The 26518-nt window shown below is 70.6% G+C and carries 17 protein-coding genes and 1 pseudogene; 11 read left to right on the top strand and 7 right to left on the bottom strand.

Features of this window, described 5'->3' with window-relative positions:
• The first annotated feature begins 99 nt into the window (after positions 1-99).
• Positions 100-9507 carry a hypothetical protein gene (locus ABZ860_RS31340; protein WP_357226882.1) on the top strand — a complete coding sequence of 3136 codons (9408 nt, stop codon included), beginning with the start codon at positions 100-102 and terminating at the stop codon, positions 9505-9507.
• A gap of 13 nt (positions 9508-9520) precedes the next feature.
• Positions 9521-11767, top strand: a complete 2247-nt coding sequence (locus tag ABZ860_RS31335) for a hypothetical protein (protein ID WP_357226879.1) — start codon at positions 9521-9523, stop codon at positions 11765-11767.
• Between the two features lie 68 nt (positions 11768-11835).
• Here ABZ860_RS31335 and ABZ860_RS31330 read toward each other — a convergent pair whose 3' ends face one another.
• The 3 genes from ABZ860_RS31330 to ABZ860_RS31320 all read right to left on the bottom strand — a co-directional run bounded on the left by ABZ860_RS31330 (position 11836) and on the right by ABZ860_RS31320 (position 15063).
• Positions 11836-13293: an arabinofuranosidase catalytic domain-containing protein gene (locus ABZ860_RS31330; RefSeq protein WP_357226876.1), complete on the bottom strand. Its 1458-nt coding sequence runs from the start codon at positions 13291-13293 to the stop codon at positions 11836-11838.
• Between the two features lie 379 nt (positions 13294-13672).
• Positions 13673-14203, bottom strand: a complete 531-nt coding sequence (locus ABZ860_RS31325) for a GNAT family N-acetyltransferase (protein ID WP_357226873.1) — start codon at positions 14201-14203, stop codon at positions 13673-13675.
• A gap of 221 nt (positions 14204-14424) precedes the next feature.
• A complete protein-coding gene (locus ABZ860_RS31320; protein ID WP_357226871.1) occupies positions 14425-15063 on the bottom strand; it encodes a TetR/AcrR family transcriptional regulator in 639 nt (212 codons plus the stop codon).
• Between the two features lie 232 nt (positions 15064-15295).
• Between ABZ860_RS31320 and ABZ860_RS31315 the strand changes: the two genes are divergently transcribed.
• On the top strand, positions 15296-16228 hold the full coding sequence (locus ABZ860_RS31315; protein ID WP_357226868.1) for an NAD(P)-dependent oxidoreductase: 933 nt from the start codon (positions 15296-15298) through the stop codon (positions 16226-16228).
• A 424-nt stretch (positions 16229-16652) separates the two neighbouring features.
• Positions 16653-16966 (top strand): annotated as a pseudogene (locus ABZ860_RS31310) (transposase); the annotation flags it as partial.
• On the opposite strand, the gene ABZ860_RS31305 reads toward ABZ860_RS31310, so the two are convergent.
• Positions 16940-17530 carry a TetR/AcrR family transcriptional regulator gene (locus ABZ860_RS31305; protein WP_357226865.1) on the bottom strand — a complete coding sequence of 197 codons (591 nt, stop codon included), beginning with the start codon at positions 17528-17530 and terminating at the stop codon, positions 16940-16942. The pseudogene ABZ860_RS31310 and the gene ABZ860_RS31305 sit on opposite strands and share 27 nt — an antisense overlap.
• A 303-nt stretch (positions 17531-17833) precedes the next feature.
• Between ABZ860_RS31305 and ABZ860_RS31300 the strand changes: the two genes are divergently transcribed.
• From ABZ860_RS31300 to ABZ860_RS31285, 4 genes are all read left to right on the top strand, one after another.
• A complete protein-coding gene (locus ABZ860_RS31300) occupies positions 17834-18772 on the top strand; it encodes an alpha/beta hydrolase (RefSeq protein WP_357226863.1) in 939 nt (312 codons plus the stop codon).
• Positions 18773-18791: 19 nt separating this feature from the next.
• On the top strand, positions 18792-19322 hold the full coding sequence (locus ABZ860_RS31295) for an SLC13 family permease (protein ID WP_357226924.1): 531 nt from the start codon (positions 18792-18794) through the stop codon (positions 19320-19322).
• A gap of 373 nt (positions 19323-19695) precedes the next feature.
• Positions 19696-20754, top strand: coding sequence for a PASTA domain-containing protein (locus ABZ860_RS31290; protein WP_357226861.1), 1059 nt, complete (start codon positions 19696-19698; stop codon positions 20752-20754).
• Positions 20751-21350, top strand: a complete 600-nt coding sequence (locus tag ABZ860_RS31285) for a hypothetical protein (protein WP_357226859.1) — start codon at positions 20751-20753, stop codon at positions 21348-21350. The genes ABZ860_RS31290 and ABZ860_RS31285 overlap by 4 nt, the downstream gene beginning before the upstream one ends.
• A 306-nt stretch (positions 21351-21656) precedes the next feature.
• Here the strand turns inward: ABZ860_RS31285 and ABZ860_RS31280 are convergent, their stop codons facing one another.
• Entirely contained in the window at positions 21657-21902 is a 246-nt protein-coding gene (locus ABZ860_RS31280) for a hypothetical protein (protein ID WP_357226856.1), read from the bottom strand.
• 267 nt (positions 21903-22169) lie between these two features.
• Between ABZ860_RS31280 and ABZ860_RS31275 the strand changes: the two genes are divergently transcribed.
• The 3 genes from ABZ860_RS31275 (at position 22170) to ABZ860_RS31265 (ending at position 25750) form a co-directional block, all read left to right on the top strand.
• Entirely contained in the window at positions 22170-22415 is a 246-nt protein-coding gene (locus tag ABZ860_RS31275; protein ID WP_357226853.1) for a hypothetical protein, read from the top strand.
• A gap of 629 nt (positions 22416-23044) precedes the next feature.
• Positions 23045-25498 (top strand): lectin, encoded by a 2454-nt coding sequence (locus tag ABZ860_RS31270; protein ID WP_357226850.1) that lies wholly within the window; start codon positions 23045-23047, stop codon positions 25496-25498.
• A gap of 75 nt (positions 25499-25573) precedes the next feature.
• Entirely contained in the window at positions 25574-25750 is a 177-nt protein-coding gene (locus ABZ860_RS31265) for a hypothetical protein (protein ID WP_357226847.1), read from the top strand.
• Here ABZ860_RS31265 and ABZ860_RS31260 read toward each other — a convergent pair.
• A complete protein-coding gene (locus ABZ860_RS31260) occupies positions 25728-25976 on the bottom strand; it encodes a DJ-1/PfpI family protein (protein ID WP_357226922.1) in 249 nt (82 codons plus the stop codon). The genes ABZ860_RS31265 and ABZ860_RS31260 overlap by 23 nt on opposite strands.
• Positions 25977-26089: 113 nt before the next feature.
• Entirely contained in the window at positions 26090-26494 is a 405-nt protein-coding gene (locus ABZ860_RS31255; protein ID WP_357226844.1) for a type II toxin-antitoxin system PemK/MazF family toxin, read from the bottom strand.
• Positions 26495-26518: the final 24 nt, after the last annotated feature.

The raw sequence follows: 26518 nt of genomic DNA, 5'->3' as shown, positions 1-26518 counted from the left end.
ACCTGCTCGTGCGGATCTCCCAAGTCGGCTCCAACCTGATCGCAAGTCGCCGTCACTAGAACAGCCGTCGGTATGTCACCCGTCGGTTGTGGGGGTCCGGTGTCGAGGCGACGATTGATCAGCGCGCTGTGCGTTCTGGGGATGATGGCGGGTCTGGTCACCGGCCTGCCGCAGAGCGCGTCGGCGGACGCACAACGGGACGAGGAGACCACCGCGCTCGTGTCCGCGGTCGAGCGCTTCGCCGCCGTCGGCAGGGGCATGGCGACGCTCGGTCCGATGGGCGAGCAGTTGCCCCTCGTCGGCCTGGTCCCCGGCGCCCAGGATGGCCTGGGCCTGGGCGACCTGTTCGACGTCGCGGTGTACGACCAGCTCAAGAACTTGACCAGTTTGGCCGATCTGGAGGACGAGTATCCGCTGTCCGGTCCGCGTACCGGCCGGTTGCTGGCCAAGGCGAGCACGCAGGGCGACGTCAGGCACCTCGATCTGACCCTGGAGGTGACCAGGACGGTCGCCGACAGGCCGGCCTCCGTCAGCAGCGCGCAGCCCAGGGTCTCACTGACCACCTCGGGCGGAGTGGACGTCACGCTGAAGCTCGGCGCGAAGCTGCCCTTCGCCTACGACCCCGCCACCAAGACCGCCTGGCTGGGCAAGGACGCCGTGGTGACGGTGCAGGCCGACGGGCGGCTGGCGGCGGGGGCCAAGCCCTCGGCCGCCTTCGGCATCCTCGGCGTCGACCTGTCCGCGGGCTCGTCGCTCTCCTTCACCTCCACGTTCACCGCCACCGCCTCGGACCCGGATGGTGACGGCAGGCTCGACCTGCGAGAGCTGGGCGCGGACGGCGCCGCGGCCGGGCTGTTCACCTTCTCCAGGAAGGGCTCGGCGACGGCCAGGCTCGCGGTCACCGCACAGCCGTTCGCCGGCGCCCAGGTCGAGGGCGCCACCGCGACCGTCGACGTGAACTGGCCCGACCTCGCCACGGGCGGGCCGCAGGTGAGCGTGAGCCAGCCCGACCTGGACCGGCTGAACCGCTTCCAGACGCTCACGCCGAAGGACCTGCTCGAGGGGCTGACGCATCTGTCCGGCGCGATCACCGCCGTGCAGCGGAGCCGCTGGGCCGGGCAGGGCGACCTGGACCTGCCGTTCATGCGGGGTTCGCTGGCCGACGCGGTGCGCGTCTCCGAGGCGATCGACAAGTTCGTCGCCGACAGCGTCGACCGGAACACGGGTCAGCCCACCTTCACCTCGATCCAGGACATGCTCGCCGCGCTCGGCAGGGCGCGCGGCCTGCCCGGCGGCGCGATCATCAAGGTCGCCGACGCGGGCTACGACGACGCCACCAAGAAGATCGCCTTCACGCTCGTGATCGACCGCCCCGTCAACCCCGCGCCCGAGCCGCTCAACCCCGCCGGCCAGGCCACCAGCGGCGCGGGCGCCGGCGTCACCTACACAGCCACGACGCTCAAGCACGCCGGCCAGAAGTGGACGCCCGGAGAGTTCGCCGGCCGCACGATCACCGCGGGCACCTCGACCGGCATGGTGGCCGACAACACCGCCGACGTCGTCACCCTGACCGGCGACGGCTGGCACGGAGGCGTGCCGGCGGCCGGGGCGGCCTACCGCATCGCCGCCGCCGACCCGATGATCGGCCAGGTCGCCTTCGGCGACACCTTCAAGGCTCGCGCGGGCCTCGCCCAGGCCAACGCGGCCACCTCGGTCGCCGGGGTGATGCGCGGCTACCACGCCGCCGCCACGGTCGTGCTCGACCTCGGCGACCCGGCCACCGGCCAGGAGTGCGCCACCCGGCCGGACGGCCAGCAGAAGGCGTGTCCCTACAAGCACATCAACCCCGACGGCAGCGCCACCGTGGTCACCGAGCTGCCCCGGCCCGCCGACCGGATCATGCTGCGTACCGGCCGTGACCTGTTCGGCGCGCGCGTGTCCGTCGTCACCTCGGTCAACGTGGACGCCGTCGCCGGCTACCTGGGCGTACGGCTCACCGGCGACCTGTCCATGTCGAGCCGAGCCGGTGGCGACGTGGTGAAGGTCGCGCTCAAGGACGTCGGGGACGTGCCGCTGACGCGGCTGTTCGAGCGTCTGGCGAGCGACCCCTCGGACATTCTCACCTCCCAGGTGGACGCCGCGGCCCGGGCCAGGCTGACCCTCGGCGTTCCCGGGCTGGCCGACTTCTTCGGCGGCAAGGTCACCGGCGACGTGGAGATGCCGGACATCCGTACGCCGGACACCCTGGTCTTCCGCGGCTTCGACCAGATCGGCAAGGTCAAGAACTTCGCCTTCGACCCCGACAACCCGCAGGCGCTGTTCGGCGCGCTGGTCAAGTCGCTGGGCGCGCTGGCCACCTACCTCGACCACGTTCAGCCCAGCGGCCCCGTCGGCACGGCGATGACGGCGAAGCTGCCGCTCCTCGGCCGCTCGCTGTCCGACCTCGTCGCCGCCGACGAGATGGGCTCGGGCCCCGGCGTCGTGTACGGCGACGGCGCCTGCGGAGGCGAGAACGGCTTCGTCACCGACCCCTCCCGGACGTTCACCCAGGGGCACATCGGGCGCGGCGTCGTGATCGGCACCCGCGTGCTGGCCGTCGCGGCCGTCTGCGGCGAGCACACCATGGCGTTCACCGCGAAGTTCGGCGAGGCCCGTCCCGAGCCGGGCACCGCGTACGCACTGCGTTCGCCGCTCAGGGACGCGATCGACCGGCTGACCGCGGCCCCGCCGGACACCGTGCAGGCGCTGGTGGCCGAACTGAACAAGGCGCTGGGCGGCCAGGTCCGCATCGGCTACGAGGACGGCGCGCTGCACCTGTCGCTCGCGTACGACAAGAAGGCGGCGCTGAAGGAGCCGCTGCGCTTCTCCTTCGGGGACAGCAGCCTGGTCGCCGCCTCGGGCTCGGGCACGCTCGACGCCTCCGTCGGCGGGCAGATCCGGCTGGGGATGCGGGTGGCGCTCAAGCGTGACTTCGATCTCGCCCGCGACCTGCTCATCGACACCGACTCCGGCCTCGACCTGGAGGCGAGCGCCCGGCTCGACGGCACGATCAAGGCGAACATCGGCCCGCTGCCCGTCTCCGTCGGCAAGGCGGACGACGACCCGATGCAGGCCAGGCTCGCGTACGGCGTGAACCTCCGCTATGACGGCGAGTCGCAGGAGGCCGTGCCGCCGGCCGACTTCTTCGCCGGGCTCGACCTGTCGCTCAACGAGACGACCGAGCCGGTCACCTGCGACCGCGACCCCCGGCGCGACGAGACCGACCTCGCGCTGTGCGCGGTGCTGCCCGCCTACGTCAACGGCAGCCCGATCACCGCGGACGGCAGGCACGCGCTCGTCCTGCGCCTGCCCAGGGCCGCTCCGCTCGCGGACATGTTCGACCTGACGAAGAAGCTGCCGGGCGACGTCGACCGCCTCGAGGTGCCCGACTTCGACTTCTCCACCCTGCCCGCGGGGCTGGAGCTCGACTGGACCAACCTGGGCGACGGCATCGACCGCTACCTCACCGCGCTGGAGACCGGCATGCGCACGGCCTCCTACGGCGGCAGGCTGCCCCTCGTCGGCGACGACCTGCAGCAGGGCGCGGATTTCGTCGGCGCCAAGCGCCAGGAGATCAAGACGGCGATCGCCAAGCTGCCGAACGGCGGCCGGGTGCCCACCGGCAAGGACCTGCGCGAGTGGTACAACGCCGAGCTGGCCCCCAGGGTCGGCCCAGGTGTGCAGCCGGTGATCACCTGTGTGCAGGCGCCGGAGCCGGCGGACCCCACCGCGTGCGACGCCGCCAAGGGCACCGAGCTGACCGGCGTGAAGTTCACGGTGAGCATCGGCCAGGGCGTGGTGGACCCGCAGCAGGGCTGCGTGGAGGGCTGCGCGGCCCTGGAACGGCAACTCGACATCGGCGTCCCCGGCCTGGCACTGCGTCAGGGCCCGGGCAAGGGCGTGCGGGCCGAGATCGGCTGGCACGTGCAGGTGACCGTGGGCCTCGACCGCGTCAACGGCTTCTACATCGACGCGACACCCGACAAGCGGCCGCAGGCCACCGTCGGTGTCAACGTGTCGCTGCCCGAGGAGATCAACGCCAAGCTGTCCATCCTGGACGTCACGGTGAAGAACCGCTCGCCGCAGTCTCCCGACCTGTTCGCCGGCACGTTCACCGTCGGGCTCAAGCCGGTCGGCCGGATCGGCCTGGCACAGCTCGCCGACGCCTCCGACCTGGTGGAGACGTCGCTGCACGCCAACGCGGCCGTCGACTGGCGTTTCACGGTGACGCCCGGATCGCCGATGCTGCCGGGGCTGTTCGGCGACTTCCACCTGGCCTGGGACCTCACCAAGGGCGGCTCTCCCGACCCCGCGAACCTGTCCATCGCCTTCACCGACGTGAACCTGGAGGCCGGCGACTTCTTCCGTACGGTCCTGGGCCCGGTGGTGACCCAGGTCAAGCGGGTCACCGACCCGGTGCGGCCGGTCGTCGACCAGCTGTACGCGCCCATCCCGGTGCTCTCGGACCTCAGCCGGGCCGCGGGCGGCGGCGACGTGAACCTGATGACGATCGCCAAGAAGTTCAACACCCTCGGCGGCAACAGCACGACCCAGTTCATCGAGCGGATGATCGAGATCACCAAGCTGGTCACCTCGCTGCCCGACTGCCGGGGTGAGCTGCACATCCCGATCGGGAGCTTCACCGTGGCCGGCGACAAGGCGCTCACCACGGAGAACTCGCCGGACGTGGCGGACTCCCTGATCGGGGACGTGTCACCGACGACGGACGACCTGTTCGCGGCGCTCGACCAGGGCGCCAGGACGTGCGACAAGGGCAAGGCCGCGAAGGCCGGGGCCGAGGCCGAGCAGGGGCCCATGCAGCACTCCGCGAAGGCCGGCTTCAGCTTCCCCGTGCTGGACAACGCCGGACGGTCGATCTTCAGCCTGCTCATGGGCAAGGACGTCGAGCTCGTCGCGTACGACTCCGGCCCGCTGCGCCTGGGCTTCACCTACAGCCAGTCGTTCGGCCCGGTGTACGCGCCGCCGCCCATCATGGTGGTCATCTCCGGCACCGCCGGGGTCGAGGCGCGGATCAGGGCGGGCTTCGACACCTACGGCATCCGCAAGGCCATCGAGCAGGGCAAGGTAGACCTCCAGATCCTCGACAGCCTGTATCTCAAGACCACCGACGAGCGGGGCCGTCCCCTGCCGGCGATCAGCCTGTACGGAACGCTGGAAGCGGGAGCCGGGGTCGACCTGCTGCTCGTCAAGGCAGGCGTGAGCGGAGGGATCTCCCTGGGCATCGCGATGCTCTGGGCCGACCCGACCAACGACGGCAAGTTCAGGTTCTTCGAGTTCGCGGGGATCCTGCTGCGCAACCCGTTGTGCCTGTTCACGATGGAGGGCAAGCTCAAGGTCTACCTCAAGGCCTGGGTCGAGATCGGCGTCTCGATCTTCAAGAAGCGGTTCGACTGGACGATCGTCGAGGCCACACTGCTCGACTTCTCGGCCAGACCGAAATGTGACGAGGCCCCGCCCAAGCTCGCCACGGTCAGCGGCGGCGCGCTGGTGCTGCACATCGGCCCGATGCGCGCGGCCAGGGGCGGCAGCACGGCCAAGCCGAGCGACGACGCCGAGCAGTGGACGGTCAGCCAGCTCCCCGGCGACGAAGGCTTCGTGGTCAACGCCCTCGGCGTACGCGAGGAGCACCACACGGCGGGCCTCGACCGGGTGCTGGCCGACGGCCGCGGCGCCAAGGGCGGTCTCAAGCTCGTCTTCCAGGGATACGCCGACGCCTCGGGCGCGCCGTTCCCGTTCGACCGGAAGATCGTCGCCTTCGGCGGCGACGGTGACGACATGATCCTCGCCGGGTCCGGGAGGAACGTGGTCGACGGCGGCAAGGGCGACGACCAGATCACCAGCGCCGACCAGTACGGCGAGCAGGGCGGTGCGGCCCCGATCGTGGCCGGAGGCCCCGGCGACGACTACCTGACCGTGGGCGGCGCGGGCGGCTGGGTGGCCGGCGACGGCCGCATCACCCCCGCGACCCGGAAGGTCGGCACGGTCGAGGTGGCCGACTGGACCGCCGACGGCCTGCCCGGCGCGCCGGACGACGGCCCGGGTGACGGCGACGACCGGATCGCCGCCGGACTCGGCGCGAACCGGCTGTGGGGCAACGGCGGGAACGACACCATCGGCGTGGCCTCCGACAACCCGCTCGCCGCCACCGACCCGTCGCCCCGCTACCGCGCCCAGCCGAGCCTGCTGGTCGGCGGCCCCGGTGGCGACACCCTCACCGGCGGCTCGGCCGCCGACGAGATCTACACAGGGCCCCGGGAGGAGTTCGGGCCCGACGAGACCGGACCTGCCGACTCCGGGCCGAACTACGTCGACACCGGCGCGGGCGCCGACAAGGTGTACGGCGGCCGGGCCGTCGACCTGGTCGCCGGGCACTCCCGGCCCGGCGAGACCGTACGGATCCTCGGCGGGGGCGGCGAGGACGTCCTCGCGGGCGGCCACGGCAAGGACGAGATCTTCGGCGGCCCCGGCGACGACTGGGTGATCGCCGAGCCGTCCGATGTGAGCGAGGCGCAGGGCCGTGACGACTACGGCCCGGCCAGGCGGGTGCGGCACCTGCCGCTGCCCGCGGGCGTGGAGCCCTCGGCCAAGCTGCTGGTCGGCGGCGACGGCGACGACCACGTCGTGGGCGGCGACGGCGGCGCCACGATCTTCGGCGACAGACTGCGCGAGGAGCCCTGCACGGACGCGGGCGCGGACGGCGACGGCCGCGACCTCGTCCTCGGCGGCTCCGGCAGGGAGACCGTCTCCGCCGGCGGGGGCGCCGACCGGGTCGAGGCCGGCGGCGGCCGGGACCGCGTCTGCGGGGAGAAGGGCGACGACGTCCTGTACGGCGGCGCGGGCGACGACGACGTCAGCGGCGGCTCCGGCGACGACACCGGCTACGGCGACGACGGAGCCGACGAGGTCACCGGGGGCAGCGGCGACGACACCCTGTACGGCGGGGCCCAGGACGACGTGGTCGCGGGCGAGGCCGGCGAGGACACCGCGTTCGGCGGCCTCGGCGACGACCTGCTCGTCGGCGGCAGCCGTACGGCGGGCAAGGCCGACGCGGGCGACACCCTCTACGGCGACGCCGGAGCCGACCGCCTCGTGGGTGACAACGGAGACGCCACCGGCTCCTTCGACCTGGACGGGACGCCGGAGGAGGCCGGCGGGCCCGACGTCATCCACGGCGGGGCCGACGCCGACACCGCCTTCGGCGGGATCGGAGCCGACGAGGTGCACGGCGACGCCGGTGACGACCACCTGGAGGGCGGCAACGGCGCCGACCAGGTCTTCGGCGAGGCCGGCGAGGACGAACTCGCCGGCGGCGGCTCCGGGCCGCATCCCGACGCGGGCGACACCCTGCTCGGCGGCGACGGACCGGACGTGATCGCCGGTGACAACGCCGTCCTGAGCACGTCCGGCACGGCCACCCCCGTCGCCGTACGGCCCGGGCAGCAGCACGCCCACCGGGTGGAGCCGCTGGCGGGCGGCTCCGGCGCGGACGTCGCCGACGGCGGCCCGGGCAACGACGCGATCTTCGGACAGGGCGGCGCCGACCGGCTGCGCGGCCAGGCGGGCGACGACTACGCCGAGGGCGGCGCGGGCGTCGACTGGGTCGAGGGCGACCAGGGCGACGACGACATCGTGGGCGGCTCGCACGCCGCGGCGGACGACGCCGCCGACGCGCTGTTCGGCGGCCCCGGCGACGACGTCGTCGCGGGCGACAACGCCGTGGTGACACTGGCGGGCGCTCCGGCCAGGGCGACGGTCCGCCTCGGCTCGGCCGGGGCGCCGATGACCCCGCGTGCGGTGAAGCTCCTGGGCGAGGGCGCGGGGGACGACCGCGTCTCCGGCGGCTCGGGCGTCGACGTGCTGTGGGGACAGGACGGCGACGACCACATCTCCGGCGGCGGCGGGGGCGACTACGCCGAGGGCGGCGGCGGTGCCGACCAGATCCGCGGCGACCTCCCGCTGTCGGCCACCTCCACGCAGACGACCAGCGAGCCGCTCGCCGACCCCGGGTGGAAGGGGAACGCGAGCGAACCCGCGGAGCTGGAGGGCGGCGACGCCACTCCCGGCCAGGACGACCTCATCGGCGGCTCGGCCACGCCGGGCGCACCCGACAAGGGCGACGCGATCGAGGGCGGCGGCGCGGCCGACGTGCTGCTCGGCGACAACGGCTCGCTCGTCCGCACGCTGACCGGGAACACCGAGCGCGTCTACACCGAGCGCTACGGTTCGGGACAGCCGCCCGTCGACGCGACGCGCAGCCGTACGCACGACCCGGCGCTGCCCGGCGACTCCACCCGGTTCTGCACCCAGGCCCAGCCGGCGTGCGAACCGGAGGGCTCCTTCGGCGCCGACCGCCTGTACGGCGACGCGGGCGACGACGGGCTGTGGGGCCAGGACGGCGACGACCGCCTGTACGGCGGCGCGGGCGACGACGACATGTTCGGCGAGCTCGGCGACGACGAGATGGACGGCGGCGACGGCGAGGACGCCATGCTGGGCGACCGCGGCGGCGTGGTGAACGAGCGCATCGACGCGGGCGACGCCCAGCGGCTCGGCTTCACCGTCAGCCTCAACGCCCCGCCGAAGGAGACCTACCGGGGCTTCCCGGCCGGCTCCTACGACCGCCGCACCGACCTGCTGCACGACGCGGACGGCGACACCTGGGTCGCCGCGGCCCTGCCGCACGACGGCTTCGCCAAGGGCGGCGACGACCGCATGCGCGGCGGGCCGGGCCGCGACAGCATGCACGGCGGCGCGGGCGACGACCTGATCAACGGCGACAGCGGCGGCGACGAGGTCTTCGGCGACGACGGCGCGGACGTCGTCTGGGGCGGCAAGGGCTGCGACCCCGTCCTGGACGCGGCGACCGCCGACTGCCTCAGCGGCGGTGTGTTCGACCCGGCCGCCCGGGGGACCGGTGACCGCTTCGTCGACCACGTCTTCGGCGGCGCCGGTGCGGACCTGCTCGACTACAACCCGCGCGGCTCCTACCCCGGTGACTGTGCCCCCGGCCGCATGCCGGAGGGCACGCTGACCACCGTCGTCGATCCGTGCCTGTGGTTCCGGATGACCGGCAAGGACAACGCCGACGCCGGCGACGACCAGCACCACCAGGGCGTCGACTGGCAGTACGGCGGCGCGGACCGCGACGTGCTGCAGGGCGACCGCACCGCGAACGGGCCCAACCCGGGCGACAAGATGATCGACTGGAACGGCTCGTTCAACCTCTACACCCACTGCGGCCCGGCCAACGGCGGCCACAACATCGTCCGGCAACACTCGCCCGCGATGCTCGGCTTCCTGGCCCAGGTGGCCTGGGGCGCGGGCGCGGGCCGGGCCCTGGACGACCCGTCGGCCGAGCGGGAGCTGGCGATCCCGGACAACGACAACGGTTCGCCGTACCCCACCTCACCCGGACACTTCGACTCGCCCGTGGCCTGCGCGGGCTGATCAGGAGACAAGGATGTTACGCCGACTGATGGCAGCCGCCCTGGCCGCCACCGGACTGGCCGCGGCGGGCCTCGCCGCGGCCCCGGCCCACGCGGCCCCCGCGAAGCCGCCCGCGTGTGATCCGGGGTACTGCTTCACCGTCGACGTGAAACTCGACCGTGCCCCGGCCGTGGGACAGACCGCGACGCTCACGGTGGGGGTCACCGCGAAGGAGGACCTGCCGAACGCGACGACGATCATCGAACTGCCGGAGACCCTGCGCTGGGTGCGCCCGCCCGCCGGGCTCGCCCACGCCCCGGCGACGATCGGGCGAAGCCCCGTGGACCGCGCGAGCCGTACGGAACGGGCCCGGCGCGGCACGCCGGTCCGGTACGAGGGCATCGTCACCGCGGTCGCCCCCGGTCCCGCCTCGATCCGCGTGCAGGCGCGCGACGGACGGCCCGGCCCGGGCAGTGAAGGGCTCGCCTATCTCACGATCGGGGAGCGGTCGTCCGTCTTCGGCATGCCGCCGGACGACCGCGGGCCTCGCGCGCAGGCGCCGGCGACGTCGGGGACCTGGGAGGACGACACGTGCGTGCAGGGGCGCGTCAAGCACATCCGGGCGGAGGACGGCGCCGTCAGGGGAGTGCCGGGGATACGGGTGACGGCGTTCGACGCCGACGGGGACGGCCCTGACCGGCTCGGGGCGACCTTCACCGACGACGCGGGCGACTACCAGGTGTGCTTCCCCGGTGCCGATGAGGACGGCACCGGCCAGGACGTCTACATCGAGGTGTCCTCGGCCAACGACTACTGGGAGATCGTGAAGCCGGGCGACGGGACCGATTACGCCGTCAGGAGCGACGTGAGACAGGACGTTCCCCGGGGCAGCGCCCTGTCGGTCATCGACTACGAGGCCGCGCCCGGCAGCCCTGCCGAGGGCGCCTTCCGGATCTTCACCGCCGCCCACGAGACCTGGACGGCGTACACGGGCTGGCTGAACCAGCCGGGCAACGAGTGCTGGAAACCTGGTGAGGCGTCCTGCCGGAAGGTGACGGTGATCTGGGCGCCCGACAGGGTCGTTCCCGTGTCGTACTACTGTCCCGGGGCCTACGGCACGGACTGCTCCAAGCGCTTCGAGATACACCTGGACGCGTCGGTCGCTCTGTCGAAGATGACGGTCGCCCACGAACTGGGCCACTTCATCATGGACTACGCCTACGACGGCATGCCGCCCTATGACGCCTCCTGCGACGAACACTACGTCAAGGACGAGACGACCCCGGCCTGCGCCTGGACCGAGGGATGGGCCGACTGGGTCGCCGTCCAGACCTACGACGACACGCACTTACGATGGGGACCCACCGACCCCGCGATCGACATCGAGAGCCCGACCTGGTTCAGTGAGGGCTGGTTCGACGGGACCGACGTCGAGGGTCGTGTGGCCGGCGCCCTCCTCGACCTGGCCGACTCCGGCCCGCGCGACGAGAAGTACTGGGACGTCGGCGGCCTGGGCCCCGCCGGGGTCGTGGCCGCCTTCAGGAAGGCGCCCGCCGACGACATCGACCAGTTCCTGGGCGGGCTGAGCGCGCAGGACAAGGTTCTCGCCGAGCAGGTGCTGTTCCAGAACGCCATCCGCAACACGCGCTACGAGGACCTCTTCGATCGGAAGATCGCGCACTGGCCCTCCAATGAACATCTTCTGCCGGTCTTCCCGACGACGGCCGGCAAGTGGTCGGTGGTGGCGACGGTCGCCTCTCCGCCGAACGGTGCGAACGTCGACCTCTACACATACCCTGTCGATCACGCCAAGGTGCCGTTGGCCAGCTCGGACGGGACCGCCTCCAACGCGGACTTCATCGCTGTGCAGCCCGCCTCCGACGACGACGTCTACGTCGCGCACGCCGCCTCGGACGTCGACTACCAGGAGTACGCGCTGGAGGTGGCCGAGGCGCCCGACGGCGACCTCCAGAAGGGAACGCCGCAGGAGATCAGCATGGGCGCCGACCGGCTGGTCGAGATCCGTACGGCCCGGATCGAGCAGGGCGAGCCCGCGACGTTCATCGCCACGCCCCGCGACGGGCAGGACGTCGACCTCTTCGTGATGGCACCGGACGCCAACCGGTGGGGCATGCCGCGCTCCGCCGCACGGCGCTCGACGAGCGGCGGGCCGAACAAGGCCGAGCGGATCACCATCGCGGACCCGAAGGTGACCGGCGTCTACGCGGTCATCGTGATCAGGAAGAGCGGCGAGGGAAACCTCCTGCTCACCCACACCTGATCGGTCCACGAGCGGCGGCCTTCCCCGGTAGACGGGGGAGGGCCGCCGCTTCGCCTTCTTTCACCTGATCAGCTGCGCAGGGTCCACTTCTGGTTGGCCTGTCCGTTGCAGGACCACAGGATGAGTTTCGTGCCGTTGGCGGTGCCGGCCGCGTTGGCGTCGAGGCACAGCCCGGACTGCACACCGGTGATGGTGCCGTTGGAGTTGACGTTCCACTGCTGGTTGGCCTGGCCGTTGCAGTCCCAGATGATCACCTGGGTGCCGTTGGCCGTGCCCTGCCCGTAGGCGTCCAGGCACTTGTTGCCGTACACCTGCAACTGCTTGCCCGAGGTGTAGGTGAACCGCTGGTTGGTGCCGCTCCCGCAGTCCCACAACTGCACCTGGGTGCCGTTGGCGGTGCTGGAGTTCGGCACGTCGACGCACCGGCCGGACTGGCCGCCCACGATCTGCACGCCCTGCTGCGGGTTGCCGCCGCCCGCGGGCGCGTAGCCGGCGGCGGCGATGTTGGCCTGTACGGCGTCCTCGGTGGCGGCGCTCGGATAGCCGGAGGTCAACACGCCCTCGAAGAAGGTGCCCCGGCCGGAGACGCTGTTGTCGCCGCCGATGCCGAGCAGGATGGCGCCTTCCTTCTTCATCGGGTTGTAGCCGTTGGGGCGCCGTCCGTCGAAGTAGGTCGTCAGGCCGCCCGACTGCGCGTCCCCGCCCCGGATCGCCCAGTGGTTCGGCTCGCCCTTGACGATGGCCGTGACGAAACGGTGGTTGATCGACGGGAGGTTGTTGTAGCCCGCGTTCACCCCCGAGAAGAGCCCCCACTCCAGGTCGGCCATGATCCAGGGACCGGCTCCGGCCCCGTAGCCCCACTGCTTGTCGGCGCCGAAGTAGACGGTCTCCATGATGGCGGGGGAGTCGGCCTGGCCGTCCGTCTGCGCGTTGCCGTAGTCGAAGCAGCACCACTGGTTGTAGTGCGTGCCGTCGACGACGGCGTAGATGCCCTCGGGCTGGTCGCCGGTCGCGACGCCGTTGGTGTTGTTGTTGCGGTAGCCGGTGCCGGGCTCCACGCGGACACCGTACGCCTTCTGGCCGCCGATGGTGATCGGGGCCGCGGTCGCGTCGGCGAGGTTGTCGTATCCGCCAGGAGCAGGGCCCTTCCAGTAGCCGGGAGGCGCCTGGGTGAGGCGGTTGTTGCGGCCGGACTGGTCGTAGATGATGGTGATCACACAGGTCGTGCCGGCGCAGAAAGAGTCCTGCGTTGCGGCGTTGACGACGCCGCCCGCGCTCAGGACGCCGATGTCGCGGGTGGTGTTGTCGGACGAGCGCCTGACCTGGTAGAGCGGGCCGTTGTAAGCCGCGTACAGGGCGCGCGTGGTGCTGTGCGCCGCGACACACGGCGTACCGCCCGCGGCGTAGATGTCACACGGCTGCGACGTCGCGGCCTGGGCCGTACCACCGCCGATCAGGCAGGCGGTGGCGAGCAACGCGCTCGCCCCGGCCGCGAGCGCCCTTCTCAGGCTCCCGGAACGCATCATGCCTTCTTCTCTCGCTCAGGAATGACGACCGGACGGCACCGAGACGGCAAGCCTTGCTAGGCCATGTTAGCGCTAACATTGATGGGCCGTCCGAATCGATTCGACGGTCAACGGTAGTTGCGGAGTCAATGCAATGAAGGTCCCGGCGTCAAGCATGTGGATCACATCTCTCGGACGTCCGGGGGTGCTGTCGGCACACCGCCAGGGCTCTTACGGCGACGCGTTCGCACCGCTGCGATGAGATGTCATGAAACTTTCATCCCTCGCGTCCGCCGGGCGGTGAGCCGTCGCCCGCCTCACCGGACCGCCGTCCGGCGGCAGTGAGCGGGATGCCTGGCTGCTTAAGGGCACTGCGGGGCTACGGTCGCGCGTAGCCCCATCACGTGGCCGGGGGTCGCAAGCCGAGCCACTGCTCGGCGTCCCAGGCCTGGAACCGCTCGACCTCGGTGAACCCCAGCTTCGCCGCGAGGCGCATCGAGCCGACGTTGGCGGTCTGGGTGGTGAGCACCACCGGCTCGCCGGGAAGGGCGCCGTCAAACCAGTCGAGTGCCGCCGCGCAGGCCTCGGCGGCGTACCCCTGCCCCCAGGCCTTCGGCAGGAACAGGTAACCGAGATCGGCCTTCCCCGCGGCAGCCGGGCGACGGTGCCCGGTCGCTCTCCTGAGCAGGATCTGGCCGATCATCGCCCCGTCGAGCTCGACGACGAAACTCCCGGGCCATCGCTCGGGCACCTCGGGCATCTCACGCTCAAGCTCGTCACGCGGGCGGGGACCGCCGAGGTAGGTGTGCACCTCTGGCGAGGCGAGCAGCTCGATGAACGTCGTGCGGTCCCGCGCCTCGGGCTCACGGAGCACGAGCCGCTCGGTCCGGATCGGCTCAGGCGGCCACGCCACATGTCCCAGGTCTGACATGCGCGCACGCTAACAACCCTGTAGGACGACGTTCAACTTGGGCATCAACGCGTCACTCGCCGGCCGAGCTGTGAGCGCCCCGAGCACGGCGTAGTCGCGCGGCTCGCGAGCGCCCTGTCTCCCGGCTGGTGGGGGAGTCAGGGCGCTCCTGGGATCGTCCGGTTCACTCCCACGGCCGACATGGCAGGGAGGGATCGCCGCGGCGCGTACCGCGTGGACGCTCACTGTTGATGATCGTGTTCCCTGATCGCGGCCTCCACGAGGGCGCGGGCGGCCCAGGTCATGGCCTCCTGCTCGGCCTGGGGGTCGAGCCCGCGGACGTCACGCAGGGCTATCTGCGCCTCCCAGCCGACCACCATGGTCAACGCGGAGATGAGGCGCTGGTAGGAATGCTCGCTCAGGGTGTCGCGCAGTGGTCCGCAGGCTTCGTCCAGCCATTCGATCCGGCGTTGGCTGCGGCGTGGGCCGAGCGGCTCCGGGGCACCGTTCAGGGGCGGGTCGACGGTCAAGCGGATCATGCGGCGTCCCAGGGGCAGTGACTGTGGCGAGTACTTCAGCAGCGTCTGGATGAGCACGTCGACCCGGCTTACCGGGTCGTCGGCGAGCGCGGGATCGGACAGCGCCGCCTTGACCGGTGGCTCGTTGAGCGCGCCGGCCGTCGCGTCGACCAGTAGCTGGTCCAGGGCCGGGAAGTGCATGTAGATCGTGCGTCGCGACACGTCGGCTGCGGCCGCGATCTCGTCGACGGAAGGCGTCGCGCCGCTGGCGCTGAGGCGTACCGCCGCATCGACGATCGCCTTGCGGGTGCGGCGGCGCTGCGCTTCCCGGCCGCCGCTGCGGGCTGCTTTGTCAGTGGTCATCGGGGTGCTGCCCCTCCTCGGGTCTGGTGGTCACCACCGTCTTGACGGCGTTTCCGTCATGAGTATACCGTTGTGCATCAGTTGCACAGCAGTGCAATGAATGCACAAGAGGGCAGTCATTGAGTCCCCGCGGCCATCCAGCTGGCGGCCGGGCTCAAGGGGTGCACCCAGGGCGCGGTGGCCGCGAGCGGCACCGCCCTTGAAGGCAAGAAAAGGTGAACCAGGAGCTGACATGAGAGTGCTACTGGCAGGAGCGACCGGGGTGATGGGCCGGCAGTTGGTGCCGCGGCTGGTCACCGCGGGGCACGAGGTCTTCGCCATGACGCGGAACGAGTCGAGCAAGGCCAGGCTGTCCGAGCAGGGCGCGGTGCCGATCGTCGCCGATGCGCTCGACCGCGGCCAGGTCGAGGCGGCCGTGCGCGAGGCGAAGCCGGATGTGATCGTTCATCAGCTGACCGCCATCGGACACATAGACACACGCCACTTCGATCGCAGCTTCGCCGCCACCGATCGGCTGCGGATCGAGGGCACCGACAATCTCCTCGCGGCAGGGCGCGCGGCAGGTGTGCGGCGCTTCGTGGCGGCGAGCAACGGGGCGTTCACCTATGCCCGAACGGGTGGGCCGGTGAAGACCGAAGAGGACCAGCTGGACCCGTCGCCGGTCCGCCCGATGGCCCCGATGATCGCCGCGGTCGGGCATCTGGAGAGAGCCGTGCTGGGTGCCGACTGGACCGAGGGGATCGTGCTTCGCTACGGCGCGTTCTACGGACCGGGCACCTCGATGGAGCCGGGTTCCCAGCAGCTCGAGATGATCCGCAAGGGGAAGTTCCCGATCGTCGGCGAGGGCGGCGGGGTGTGGTCGTTCATCCACATCGCCGACGCGGCTGAGGCGACGGTCGCGGCGATCGAGAACGGCGCCCGAGGCATCTACAACATCGTCGACGATGACCCCGCCCCGGTCGCCGAGTGGCTGCCGGAGCTGGCCCGGAAGCTGGGCGCCAAGAAGCCGATGCGCGTGCCGCGATTCGTCGGGCGGCTGGCCGCCGGAGAGGCCGGCGTCGTGCTGATGACCGAGCTTCGCGGCGCGTCGAACGCCAAGGCCAAGCGTGAGCTGGGCTGGCGCCCGGCGCACCCGTCCTGGCGCCAGGGCCTCGAGGTGTCATGACTCCAGGCCGATGTCCACGCCGCCCGCGACTCGACCGTCTCCGGCACCGGCCCCGGGGGCCTCGGTGGTGGTGATGCGGGCGGCGTGGACCCGGTGCGCCCTGCGCCCTGCGCTCGGCCGCTCCCGGCCGCGAGGCGGACCGAGTAGCCCTGGCCTCGGCGGATGTCGGCCTGGCCGCCTGACAGGGGGGCTGGTTGTGACGATTACTGAGGAGTGAATTCGGGGCGCAAGCCCCTGGCGCGTACCTCGCCGGCCGGTGGGGAGGGGACGAAAGGCTCTGCCTCGATCAGGTGCCGGCGGAACCACTCGGCCGCGAGGCTCATCGCGTGGCCGAGTCCGGGTTCCACGGACAGGCCGCGCTCGTCGTACGGCAGGATCTCCAGGCGTTTCGGTTCGCGGGCTTGGTCGTACGGACCTCGTCGATCGCCCGCGTACCCGCCCTGACGTGGTGGCCGCCGATAAGGCGTACTCATCCCGCGCCCACCGCGCCTACCTGCGCCGACGCCGCATCCGGGGCGGTGATTGCCGAGAAGGCCGACCAAGCGGCCAACCGCAAGAAACGCGGGTCGCGCGGCGGCCGACCGGGACCTGCACAAGGAACGCAACACAACCGAGCGCTGTATCAATCGGATCAAGGAGTGGCGTGGCCTGGCCTTCCGCTTCGACAAGACCCCGGAGAGCTATCTCGCCGGTCCGAACCCCGTACAGGCCCTAGTCGCGAGTGCGCAGCGCCTGTGAGAGCGCGTTGACGGTCACGCCCACAACGGCCTGGAGCTGCGCCGGGCTCGCCCCAGCTCTGCTCATGACGGCGAGAGACTGGTTCACGGCCGCCACGTGTTCAGCGAAGACCTCGGCGTCCTGGTCGGTCAATCGGCCGGCCTTCAGCGCGGCGCGTAGACGCAAGCGCTGGAAGCCCAGCGCCTTCTCCACGTGTGCCGCGACGCTCGGGCTCAGCACCGGAATTGCCATGGCCGATTGGGCAACCAGGCATCCATCTGGCAGTTCGGGATCGGCGATGCGTCCGAGGGTGACGTCGAAGAACGCACGAACGGCTGTAAGGGGCTCCGAGGCTGCACACGACAGGGCGGCGTCGTACTTTTCGCCATAGCGCGCGGCATAGCGATCCAAGCAGCGTAGGAAGAGCGTGTCCTTGTCGCCGAGCGAGGAGTAGATGGAGCTGCGGTTCAGGCCGGTTGCCCGGGACAGATCGTCCAGTGACGTGTCGGCGTAGCCGGCGCGCCAAAACTGGATCATCGCGGCGTCAAGTGCCGTGTCCATGTCGAACTGCTTCTTGCCTGCCACGTGGCACTTCCTTGCCGGTGTGTCGATGTCTCGGGCTGCGCTGCACAGCATCCCATCTTGAACTAATCAGTTCAAGATGTGCTAGCGTCCGAGCATGGTCATAGCCGGGGGGCACCATCGCCGCGGGCCTGCTCGCGCAGTTCGTCCAGGCGCCAACCCGCACCGCGTTCTGGTGCTACCTGGTCGTCCGTGCCGTGGCGAGCATTGCCTGGCTGACAGTCCCCGAGACTTCGCATCGAAGGACGCGCCTAACCCTCGGGCGAAGCACCGAACCAGCACACCTGACACCGATGGAGGATCCCCGTGACCGACCCTGCGACCAGCGCTGGGCACGCCTGCGAAAGCAACCCTGTCCGCGATCTGCCCCTGCACGACCTGGCGGGATTCGCCCACCGCTGGGTCGACGCCGACGGCGTCCGCCTTCATGCCGTCGAAGGCGGCCAGCCGACCGGCCCGGCCGTTGTCCTGCTTGCCGGATTCCCGCAAACCTGGTGGGCATGGCGAAAGGTGATGCCCAGCCTCGCCGGCCGGTTCCACGTCATCGCGATCGACCTGCCGGGTCAGGGCCACTCCGAGCGTCCGGAGCGCAGCTACGACACGCACACGGTCGCCGCGCATGTCCACGCCGCCGTGAAGGCTCTCGGAGTGCCGACTTACTGGCTGGTCGCCCACGACATCGGCGCCTGGGTCGCTTTCTCCCTCGCACTCAAATTCGAGAGCCAACTGCGCGGGGTCGCTTTGCTCGACGCCGGAATTCCCGGCATCACCCTCCCCGAAGCGATTCCCACCGAACCGGATCGGGCGTGGAAGACCTGGCATTTCGCGTTCCACCTTGTGCCCGACCTGCCCGAGACGCTGCTTGCCAGCCGCGAACGGGACTACGTCGGCTGGTTCCTGAAAATGAAGGCCCTCTCTCCCGACACGTTCGACGACGCCGAGCTCGACCACTACGCAGCGGCCGTCGCCGTCGACGGTGGCCTCCGCGCTTCCCTCGCCTACTACCGAGACGCCGCCGAGTCGGCGCGCAAGAACCACGAGGCGCTCAAGCGGCAGCACCTGACTGTGCCCGTCCTCGGAATCTCCAGCAGCCATGGCTCCATCCCGGACATGGCGGCCTCCATCAGCCCATGGGCCGACGACGTCACCGGAGTCGTCGTGCCCGACGCTGGACACTTCATCCCCGATGAGCAGCCCGAAGCCGTCGCTGCCGCCATAGCCGATTTCATCGTGGACGGCGGCTGACACCGGTTGAACCCCGTTCCTGATCGCCGAGGCGATGGCGTCCGACATCGGCGGCACCGCGACTCTCGTCGGCGACCCGCCGAACATCATTATCGCCTCCCGCGCCGGGCTGACCTTCAACGACTTCCTCGTCCACCTCACGCCACTGGTGATCGTGCTGACGGCGGTCTTCATCGGACTGTGCCGGCTGCTGTTCCGCAAGGCGTTCCGGTACGACCCCGAGCGGGCGGCCATCCAGGACAAGGTCATGCTCGTGCAGAGCCTGTCCGTGCTCGGCGTGGTCATCGCGGCGTTCGTGCTGCACCCGGTGCTGCACTACGAGCCGTCCGGCGGCGACCACAACGTCCTGTGGTGGGCGCTCGCGCTCGGCGCCGACCTCGGCGGCAACGCCACCGCCGTGGGCGCCTCCGCCAACGTCGTCATCCTCGGCATCGCCGAGCGCAACGGCGCGCGCGTCAGTTTCTGGCAGTTCACTAAGTACGGCCTGGTGGTCACCGTCGTCACGGTGGCCCTGTGCGTGCCGTACCTCTGGTTGCGCTACCTGCTCTGAGTCCGAAGTACGTGAACACCATGGGGCATCAGCAGGGGGAGGGTCCCGGCGGCCTGGGCGCCGGAGCACGCCCCCGAGCACCTCATCGCCCGGACGATCGCCCGACAGCTCCGGCAATTTTTCCTATATGCGCATTTCGGCCTGATTGCCGAAATCCCCACCCCTGGTCCGCTCATCGGACCAGGGAATTGCGGTCGCGCATACGAGTAGGGGGATACTTAGGCGAGCTGACCGCGATTATTCGTAACGTCTCTTCGAGAAGCCCGTCATTCGGGAAGCCCGCCCCCGTTCCCTTCGGACAACCCGGCGCGTCCCGTCCGGGCGACCCCGACCCGTTCCCTTCGGACAACCCCGACTCGTTCCGGAGACGATGATGCCGGTACGCCTGATCGTGGCTCTCGCCATGGCCGCCGCCGCGTTCTGGGCCACGCCGGCGCAGGCCGCGAGCTGCCCACCCCCGCCCAACGTGACCGGTCAGACGTACGAGCAGGCGTACGAGACGCTCCACGACCATTTCGGCTATGGGGTCGTGACCGTGCCCGATCCCGTTCCTCCCGGGACGAGTTTCGTGAGCAGCGCGGAGACGGTGTCGTGCATCGAATTCAAAATCAGCGGGGTCCGGCTTTACCTGGAAGGGCAGGTGCCCGACCTGACCGGGATGACGCTGACCGCGGCCACCGCCGAAGCGGAGAAGGCCGGGTTCGGCGTGACCACCCGGCAGCCGGAGGCCACCGGCGAGTGGAAGGTCGCCCAGCAGACTCCCGCGCCCGGCGGGCGGCTCGCCTACGGGCAGGCCGTCAGCCTGCTCCTCGACGGCTCGACCGAGGTGCCGTACCTCATCGGCCGTACAGTCGAGGAGGCGCGGCAGATGGCGGCGGACCAGGGGCTGACGCTCAGAGGAGCGGAGGACGCGCGCGACGACCAGATCGTCGAGGACCAGAACCCTCCCGGCGGAGGCGAGCTGACCATCGGCGATGCCATCGACGTCGTCCTGAGCGAAGTGTCCCCCGTGAGCCCGTCCGTGAGCCCACCGGTAAGCCCACCTGTGAGTCCACCGGCGAGCCCGGACGACAGTCCCTCACCGAGTCCACCGGAGTCGCCGCGGTCGGAGGAGTCGCCCGAGGCGAGCCCTGAGGCGGTGCCGACGGTCGCGCTCTCCGGCGAGGAGACGGGCTCTGACTTCGGTGTGCCGCCGGGGCCCGCCGTCGTCGTGGTCGCCGCCGCGCTCCTCGGCCTCGCCGGATGGAAGGCCCGGGGCGGCTGGCGCGCGACTGACCGGGACCGCGACCGCCGCCGGGAGGTGCGTCTCGTCTCCCGCGCCGACCCGTCCCCGAACGTGCGGATCCACGAGAGCCGCGACTCCCGCCCGGCCGTACGTCTTCACGTTGTCCCGGACCCGGGCCGGCAGGAGATCCGGGAAGGCCTGTCATGAACCTGACCATCAACCCGAATCCGGGCACGGCCGCCCTCGCGCTCTATGACAGCGCGCGCGGCGCGGTGGCGGCGGCGGCAAGCCTCGTCCGCGACCCCCAGGTGATGAGTACGGTCTGCCGCGACGCCCCGGTCCTCGCCGGGCAACTCGTCGCTCAGCTGCCCGAGGCCGGCGCCGGCCTGCTCCACGGGATCACTCTCGGGCCAGTCCTGGCGGCCGGGTGGCAGAAGTCCCGCGAGCTGCGGGCCGCCGCGGTGCGCAGTCACGAGGCGGGCTTCCGTGGGAAGACCAACCAGGCCCGTCTGGCCGCGCACTCGATCACCTCGGAGCACCGCCCGTACGTCGAGGTCTACGCCGACGAGCGCAAGGTGCTCACGATCACGTTCTCCGTCGACCTGACGTTCACGATCGGGCTGCTGTACGCGGGAATCCGTGACGGGCGGCTGGTGACCCTCCATCCCGGCGGGGACTGCGAGGTCGCCGTGAGCTGGGGAATGGAGGGATTCAAGATCGGTGAGAAGAAGATACCGATCCGCATCCCAGCCGTCGCCGTTCCCCTCGGCGCCGGAATCCTGCTGGCCCGGCCACCCTCCTGACCGCGTCCCCCGCCCTCCCGCCTGAGCGTCTCCGGCCGGTTCGCGTGATGCCTGAAGAGTGCGAGGCCAGCGCTACGGTGACCGGGCACACGATGCATGCTGGACCCCATGCGGGTGTACAACGAGCCCTGCGACATGGTCACAGCGGATACGTGCGCGAGGTCGTCGCCGACCGAGCCGGGGGGTCGAGCGCTCTGCTCGGCGGCCTGGGATCGCACCTGCCCGTCGGGTAATCGCCGGCTGCGGTCGTCGGCACCAGCGGCGCCGTTGTGCCCGTCGGGAGGCGGGTGCCCGTCCCGATGCCGCTCATGTCCTCTTCTCCTGCTCGTCGGTTATCCCGTCTCCGGCATCGGCGGTGCCCGGCGTGGGGCCATCGCCGACGACAGGTAGGCGCCGGGTGAGCTCGGCCAGCATGCCCTGCACGCCGTCCATGTACGCGTGCTCGGCGGCCTCGGCTCGCTGCTCGGCTGCGCGTTGGGCCGCGCGCGGCCGCCAGCTCAGCCTGGGCCTGTTCCACCTGCCGGCGTCGGCCAGCGCTCTGGTCTCGACCACGAGAAGGTCGCGCGCTTGGCTCTCGTCCTTCCGCGCCCGCTCCAGCTGGCGGGTGAGGTTCGTGACTTGCTCGTCGTGCTGCCGACGGGTCGCGGCAAGCTCCTCCCGGAGGCTGGACAGGTCGTGATCGAGAGCGTGGCTGCGCTCCTCAAGCGTTGCCTGACGCTGCTGTGACAGGGCGAGCTCGCGCTCCAGCTCGGCGATGCGCGCCCGCGCGTCGTCGCGGTCGCGGTCGAACTGCTGCCGCAGCCCCTCCAGGTCGGCGGCGTGCTGCCTGCGGTCAGACTCGCGGCGCTGCGGCTGCGCACCGCCGCACTACTGGGCATCATGCTCACCGAAGGCGTGCGCGTGTCGGAAATCTGCAGCGCCGATGTCGCCGACCTCGGCTACAACCGCGGCTGGCGCACGGACCGGCCGGAGGGAGTCCGCCCATCGCCCTGTGTGGTGGTCGTACGCGGCTGCGCTGCTGGCGGCGACGACCGAGTCGGCAAGGTCCGGCGGCCGAGAGTATGACTTATTTCAGGCCGATGCATGGGAGGGCGGCACCTGACGCATGCGACTCATCGGGTGATCCCTGGCAGGTAAGAGGCATAGTCGCCCAGGTCGCGGACGGGGGCAGACAGATGGTCGTGGCGCGAAGCGGGGGGTGCGGGCCCCGTAAGTACGCTTATGGTCTTGACGTGTCTCCGGCCCGGGACCGTAATTAGTACTTATCCTCCGGGACATCCCTCTCGGGGCCTGCTTCACGATCCGACCATGGGGGCGGTATGGGCGCGCGCTCGGGCAGTCCTCCGTGTCGTGGCCGGCCACGCCGCCGGCCATGCCCCGCCCCCACGACACCCCATGTAGCGCACCGCTCGTGGGCGCCGCGCGTCTTCTTGGAGCAGCCGTGAGCGCTCCGAACAGACGGTGCGCAAGCGGCCGGACGAGGAGCCCTCGTACGCCCGCCTGTGCGAGGAGAACCCGGTATCGGGAGCTGACCACCCCATCACGACGATCCGGCTGACCCTGGAGCCGGATCCGCACAGCCGACCGCCGTCGTGCACCACCCGTTCGACGGCGGGCTTCACCTCAGGAGGGCGAGACCCGCCTCATGAATAGGGCGTGACCTGACCACACCCCTACCTCCGTAAGGAAAATCCGTGCATCCATCCTCACCCCTCGCGGCGTTGAAACCGGTCATGGCCGGCCTCGTCGCCGCGGTACTGACCGCCGTGCTCGTCGTGGTCGCCCCGGCCACCCAGGCGCTCGCCGCCACCACGACTCTGTACGCGTCGCCGTCCGGCAGCGGCACCGCCTGCTCCGCCACCCAGCCGTGCTCCCTGGCCGGGGCGCAGGCGGCGGTACGCTCACAGAACGCGTCCATGTCGGGCGACATCGTCGTGCAGCTCGCGGACGGCCAGTACCGCATCACCTCTCCGCTGACGTTCACCGCCGCCGACTCGGGAAACAACGGCTACACGGTGATCTGGCAGGCCGCGCCGGGCGCCCACCCCGTCATCAGCGGGGCCAGGCAGGTCACCGGATGGACGGTCGCCGACTCCGGCAGGAACATCTGGAAGGCCGGCGTCGGCACCGGGATCGACACCCGCCAGCTCTACGTCGACGGCGCTGTGGCCACCCGGGCCCGCACCACGCTGAACCGGGCGGACTTCACCGCCACCACCACCGGTCTGCGGTTCTCCAACAGCGCTTTGAGCTACCTCAACAACCTGGCCGACCAGAACCGGATCGAGCTGGAGGGCATCGGCTCGTTCACCGACCGCTACGTGCCGGTGCAGAGCATCAGCGGCAACTCCATCACCATGCAGCAGCCGGCATGGAACAACAACATCTTCGGGTACGACACCATCGTCAACCCCTACCGCAAGGGCCCGATGTACCTGGAGAACGCCTACGAGTTCCTCGACTCGCCCGGCGAGTGGTACCTCAACACCACGACCGGCGTCCTCTACTACATCCCGCTCGCCGGCCAGAGCATGAGCACCGCCGACGTCGAGCTCCCGCTCGCGCAGTCGCTGCTGCACGTCGCCGGCACCTACGACGCCCCCGCTCATCACATCACCTTCTCCGGCATCACCTTCTCCGGCACCAGCTGGCTGAAGCCCAGCAGCAACCAGGGCTGGGCGGACCAGCAGACAGGCGCCTACATCACCGGCAACTGGAACTGGCCGAGCGACCCGCTGAGCTCCTGCCAGTACGGCTGCACCCAGTTCGAGTCCGTCCGGCCGCACTGGTCCCAGATGCCCGGCGCGGTGCAGGTCTCCGCGGCCAACACCATCAGCTTCATCCGCGACCGGTTCCTTAATCTCGGCCAGACCGCGCTGGGCATCGGCAACGACGCCAACGCCCACGTCTCGGGCGTCGGCCTGGGCGCCAGCTCCATCACCGTGACCGGCAACGTCTTCGCCTACAGCGCGGCCGGCGCGGTGGTGGCGGGCGGGGTGCAAGCCGACGCGCACCACCCCAGTGACCAGCGGATGGTCAACAAGGACATCACGTTCAGCAACAACCTCGTGCACGACATGGGCGTGGACTACCGGGGCATCACCTCGTTCCTGCCCACCTACGTCACCAACGCGACCATTTCGCACAACGAGATCTACAACATGCCGTACCTGGGCGTGGCCTTCGGATACGGATGGGGCTCCAACGACGCCGGTGGAAGCTCCGACTACACCAACCGCGGACTGTACAACTACCAGCCGCGGTACTCGACGCCCACCACCGCGACCAACAACAGGATCACCGACAACTACGTGCACGACGTCATGCAGCAGATGAACGATGGCGCGTGCATCTACACGCTGTCGGCGAACCCGAACGCGATGATCAGCGGCAACTACTGCCTGCGAGCCGGCACGGGCCAATTCGGTCTGTACTTCGACGAGGGTTCGCGGTACCTCACGGCGACGAACAACGTCTTCGACGGCAACTGGTGGATGTTCGCGCACGCCAACACCCAAGGCGGCAACAACACCGGCAACCTGACGCTCACGAACAACTGGACGACCAACACCTCCACCGACGTGGTCAACGGCGACCGCAGCAACACCGTCTACGGAAACACCGGCGTCACCAACGGCAACTGGCCGTCCGGCGCCCATGCCGTGATGGCTGCGGCCGGACTCCAGCCGGAGTATCAGGACATCAAGAACGGAGGCGGCCCCTCGCCCTCCCCCTCGCCTTCGCCCTCGTCCTCTCCTGGCACCACGACCGCGATCAAGGGTGTGGGGTCGGGCCGGTGTCTGGACGTCAGCGGAGCTTCGCAGGCGAACGGTGCGCAGGTGCAGATCTGGGACTGCAACGGCCAGGCCAACCAGCGGTGGACCTCGACCAGCGCGGGTGAGCTGCGGGTGTACGGCGGCAAGTGCCTGGACGTGAACGGCGGCGGCACGGCCGACGGGACCAGCGTGATCATCTGGGACTGCAACGGTCAGAACAACCAGAAGTGGCGCCTCAACTCCGACGGCAGCATCACCGCCGTCGGGGCGAACAAGTGCCTGGACGTCTCGGGCGCCGGCACCGCCAACGGCACCAAGGTCCAGATCTGGACCTGCCACGGCGGAACCAACCAGCGCTGGACCCGAGTCTGACACCCCTGTGAGAACGCGCCTCCGCCGGGGTGACTCATCGCCCCGGCGGAGGTCATCACCCCTGATGCACAGATCATGAACAGCAGCCCGGGTGACGGGGACGGACGTTCGCGGGCAGCGGCCCGCAGGGCGGGCCCGGGCCGCCTCGCCTACGCGACGGGAGCGGCGGCCCGCAGGACCCGGAGGTACGCCCGCATCCAGGCCGGGTGGTCGGGCCAGGCGCGCCCGGTCACCGGGTTCCGGTCGACGTAGGGCCTCGCTGTCGAACCACTCGGCGCCCGCGAGCTCGGCGTCTCTCGAGGCAGGCCGGGTAGGCGCTGCTCTCCCGCCCTCGCAGCACGCCGGCGGCGGCCAGCACGAGCGGGCCGCGGCACAGCGCCGCGATCGGCTTGTCGGGCTCGGCGAAGTGCCGGACGATCTCCTGGACGTCCCGGTCGTCCCGGGTATGCTCGGGCGCCCGGCCGCCCGGGATCACCAGAGCCGCGTACTCCTAGTACTCCAGCCGTCGATCGTGATCTTCTTGCTGGAGTGCGGTGGAGAGGGGCAGCGGTCAGTCGTCGACGAGATCGAGCTGGGCAGCACAGGCGTCCGCTACTCGAGTCCTTCGAGACGGCGGGCATCTTTGATCTCGCTGATCCTGGCAGCCGTCATCGGGGTCCACTCTCTCCTCTCTCCAGCGGCACGGAGGGCTTGTCCAACCTCGCTGAGCTTCACGGAGGACAACACGCCCGCCCGCTCGATCAGGTCGTCCCTGGCCACGGTGGTCAGCCATGTGCACGGAGTAAAGCCTGGACGCGGGAACGCGAACCGCAGCACGCCTTCGAAGGGCAGTCCTTCCGGGGCTCCTACTGCCACTTCAACGCCCAGGCCGCTGATGTCGACGCCCGCCGGCGCAACGATCTGCATCGCCTGAAACCCGGATGACTCCTCGTCCGAGAGCAGCACGACCGGGCGTCGCTCATCGAAGTCGACCCACCAGACTTCGCCGCGTTGCATGTGTCCTCCTGGCACGAGACGGCG

Source organism: Microbispora sp. NPDC046973 (assembly GCF_040644495.1).
Lineage (GTDB): Bacteria > Actinomycetota > Actinomycetes > Streptosporangiales > Streptosporangiaceae > Microbispora.
This window is presented reverse-complemented; position numbering and strand designations above follow the sequence as displayed.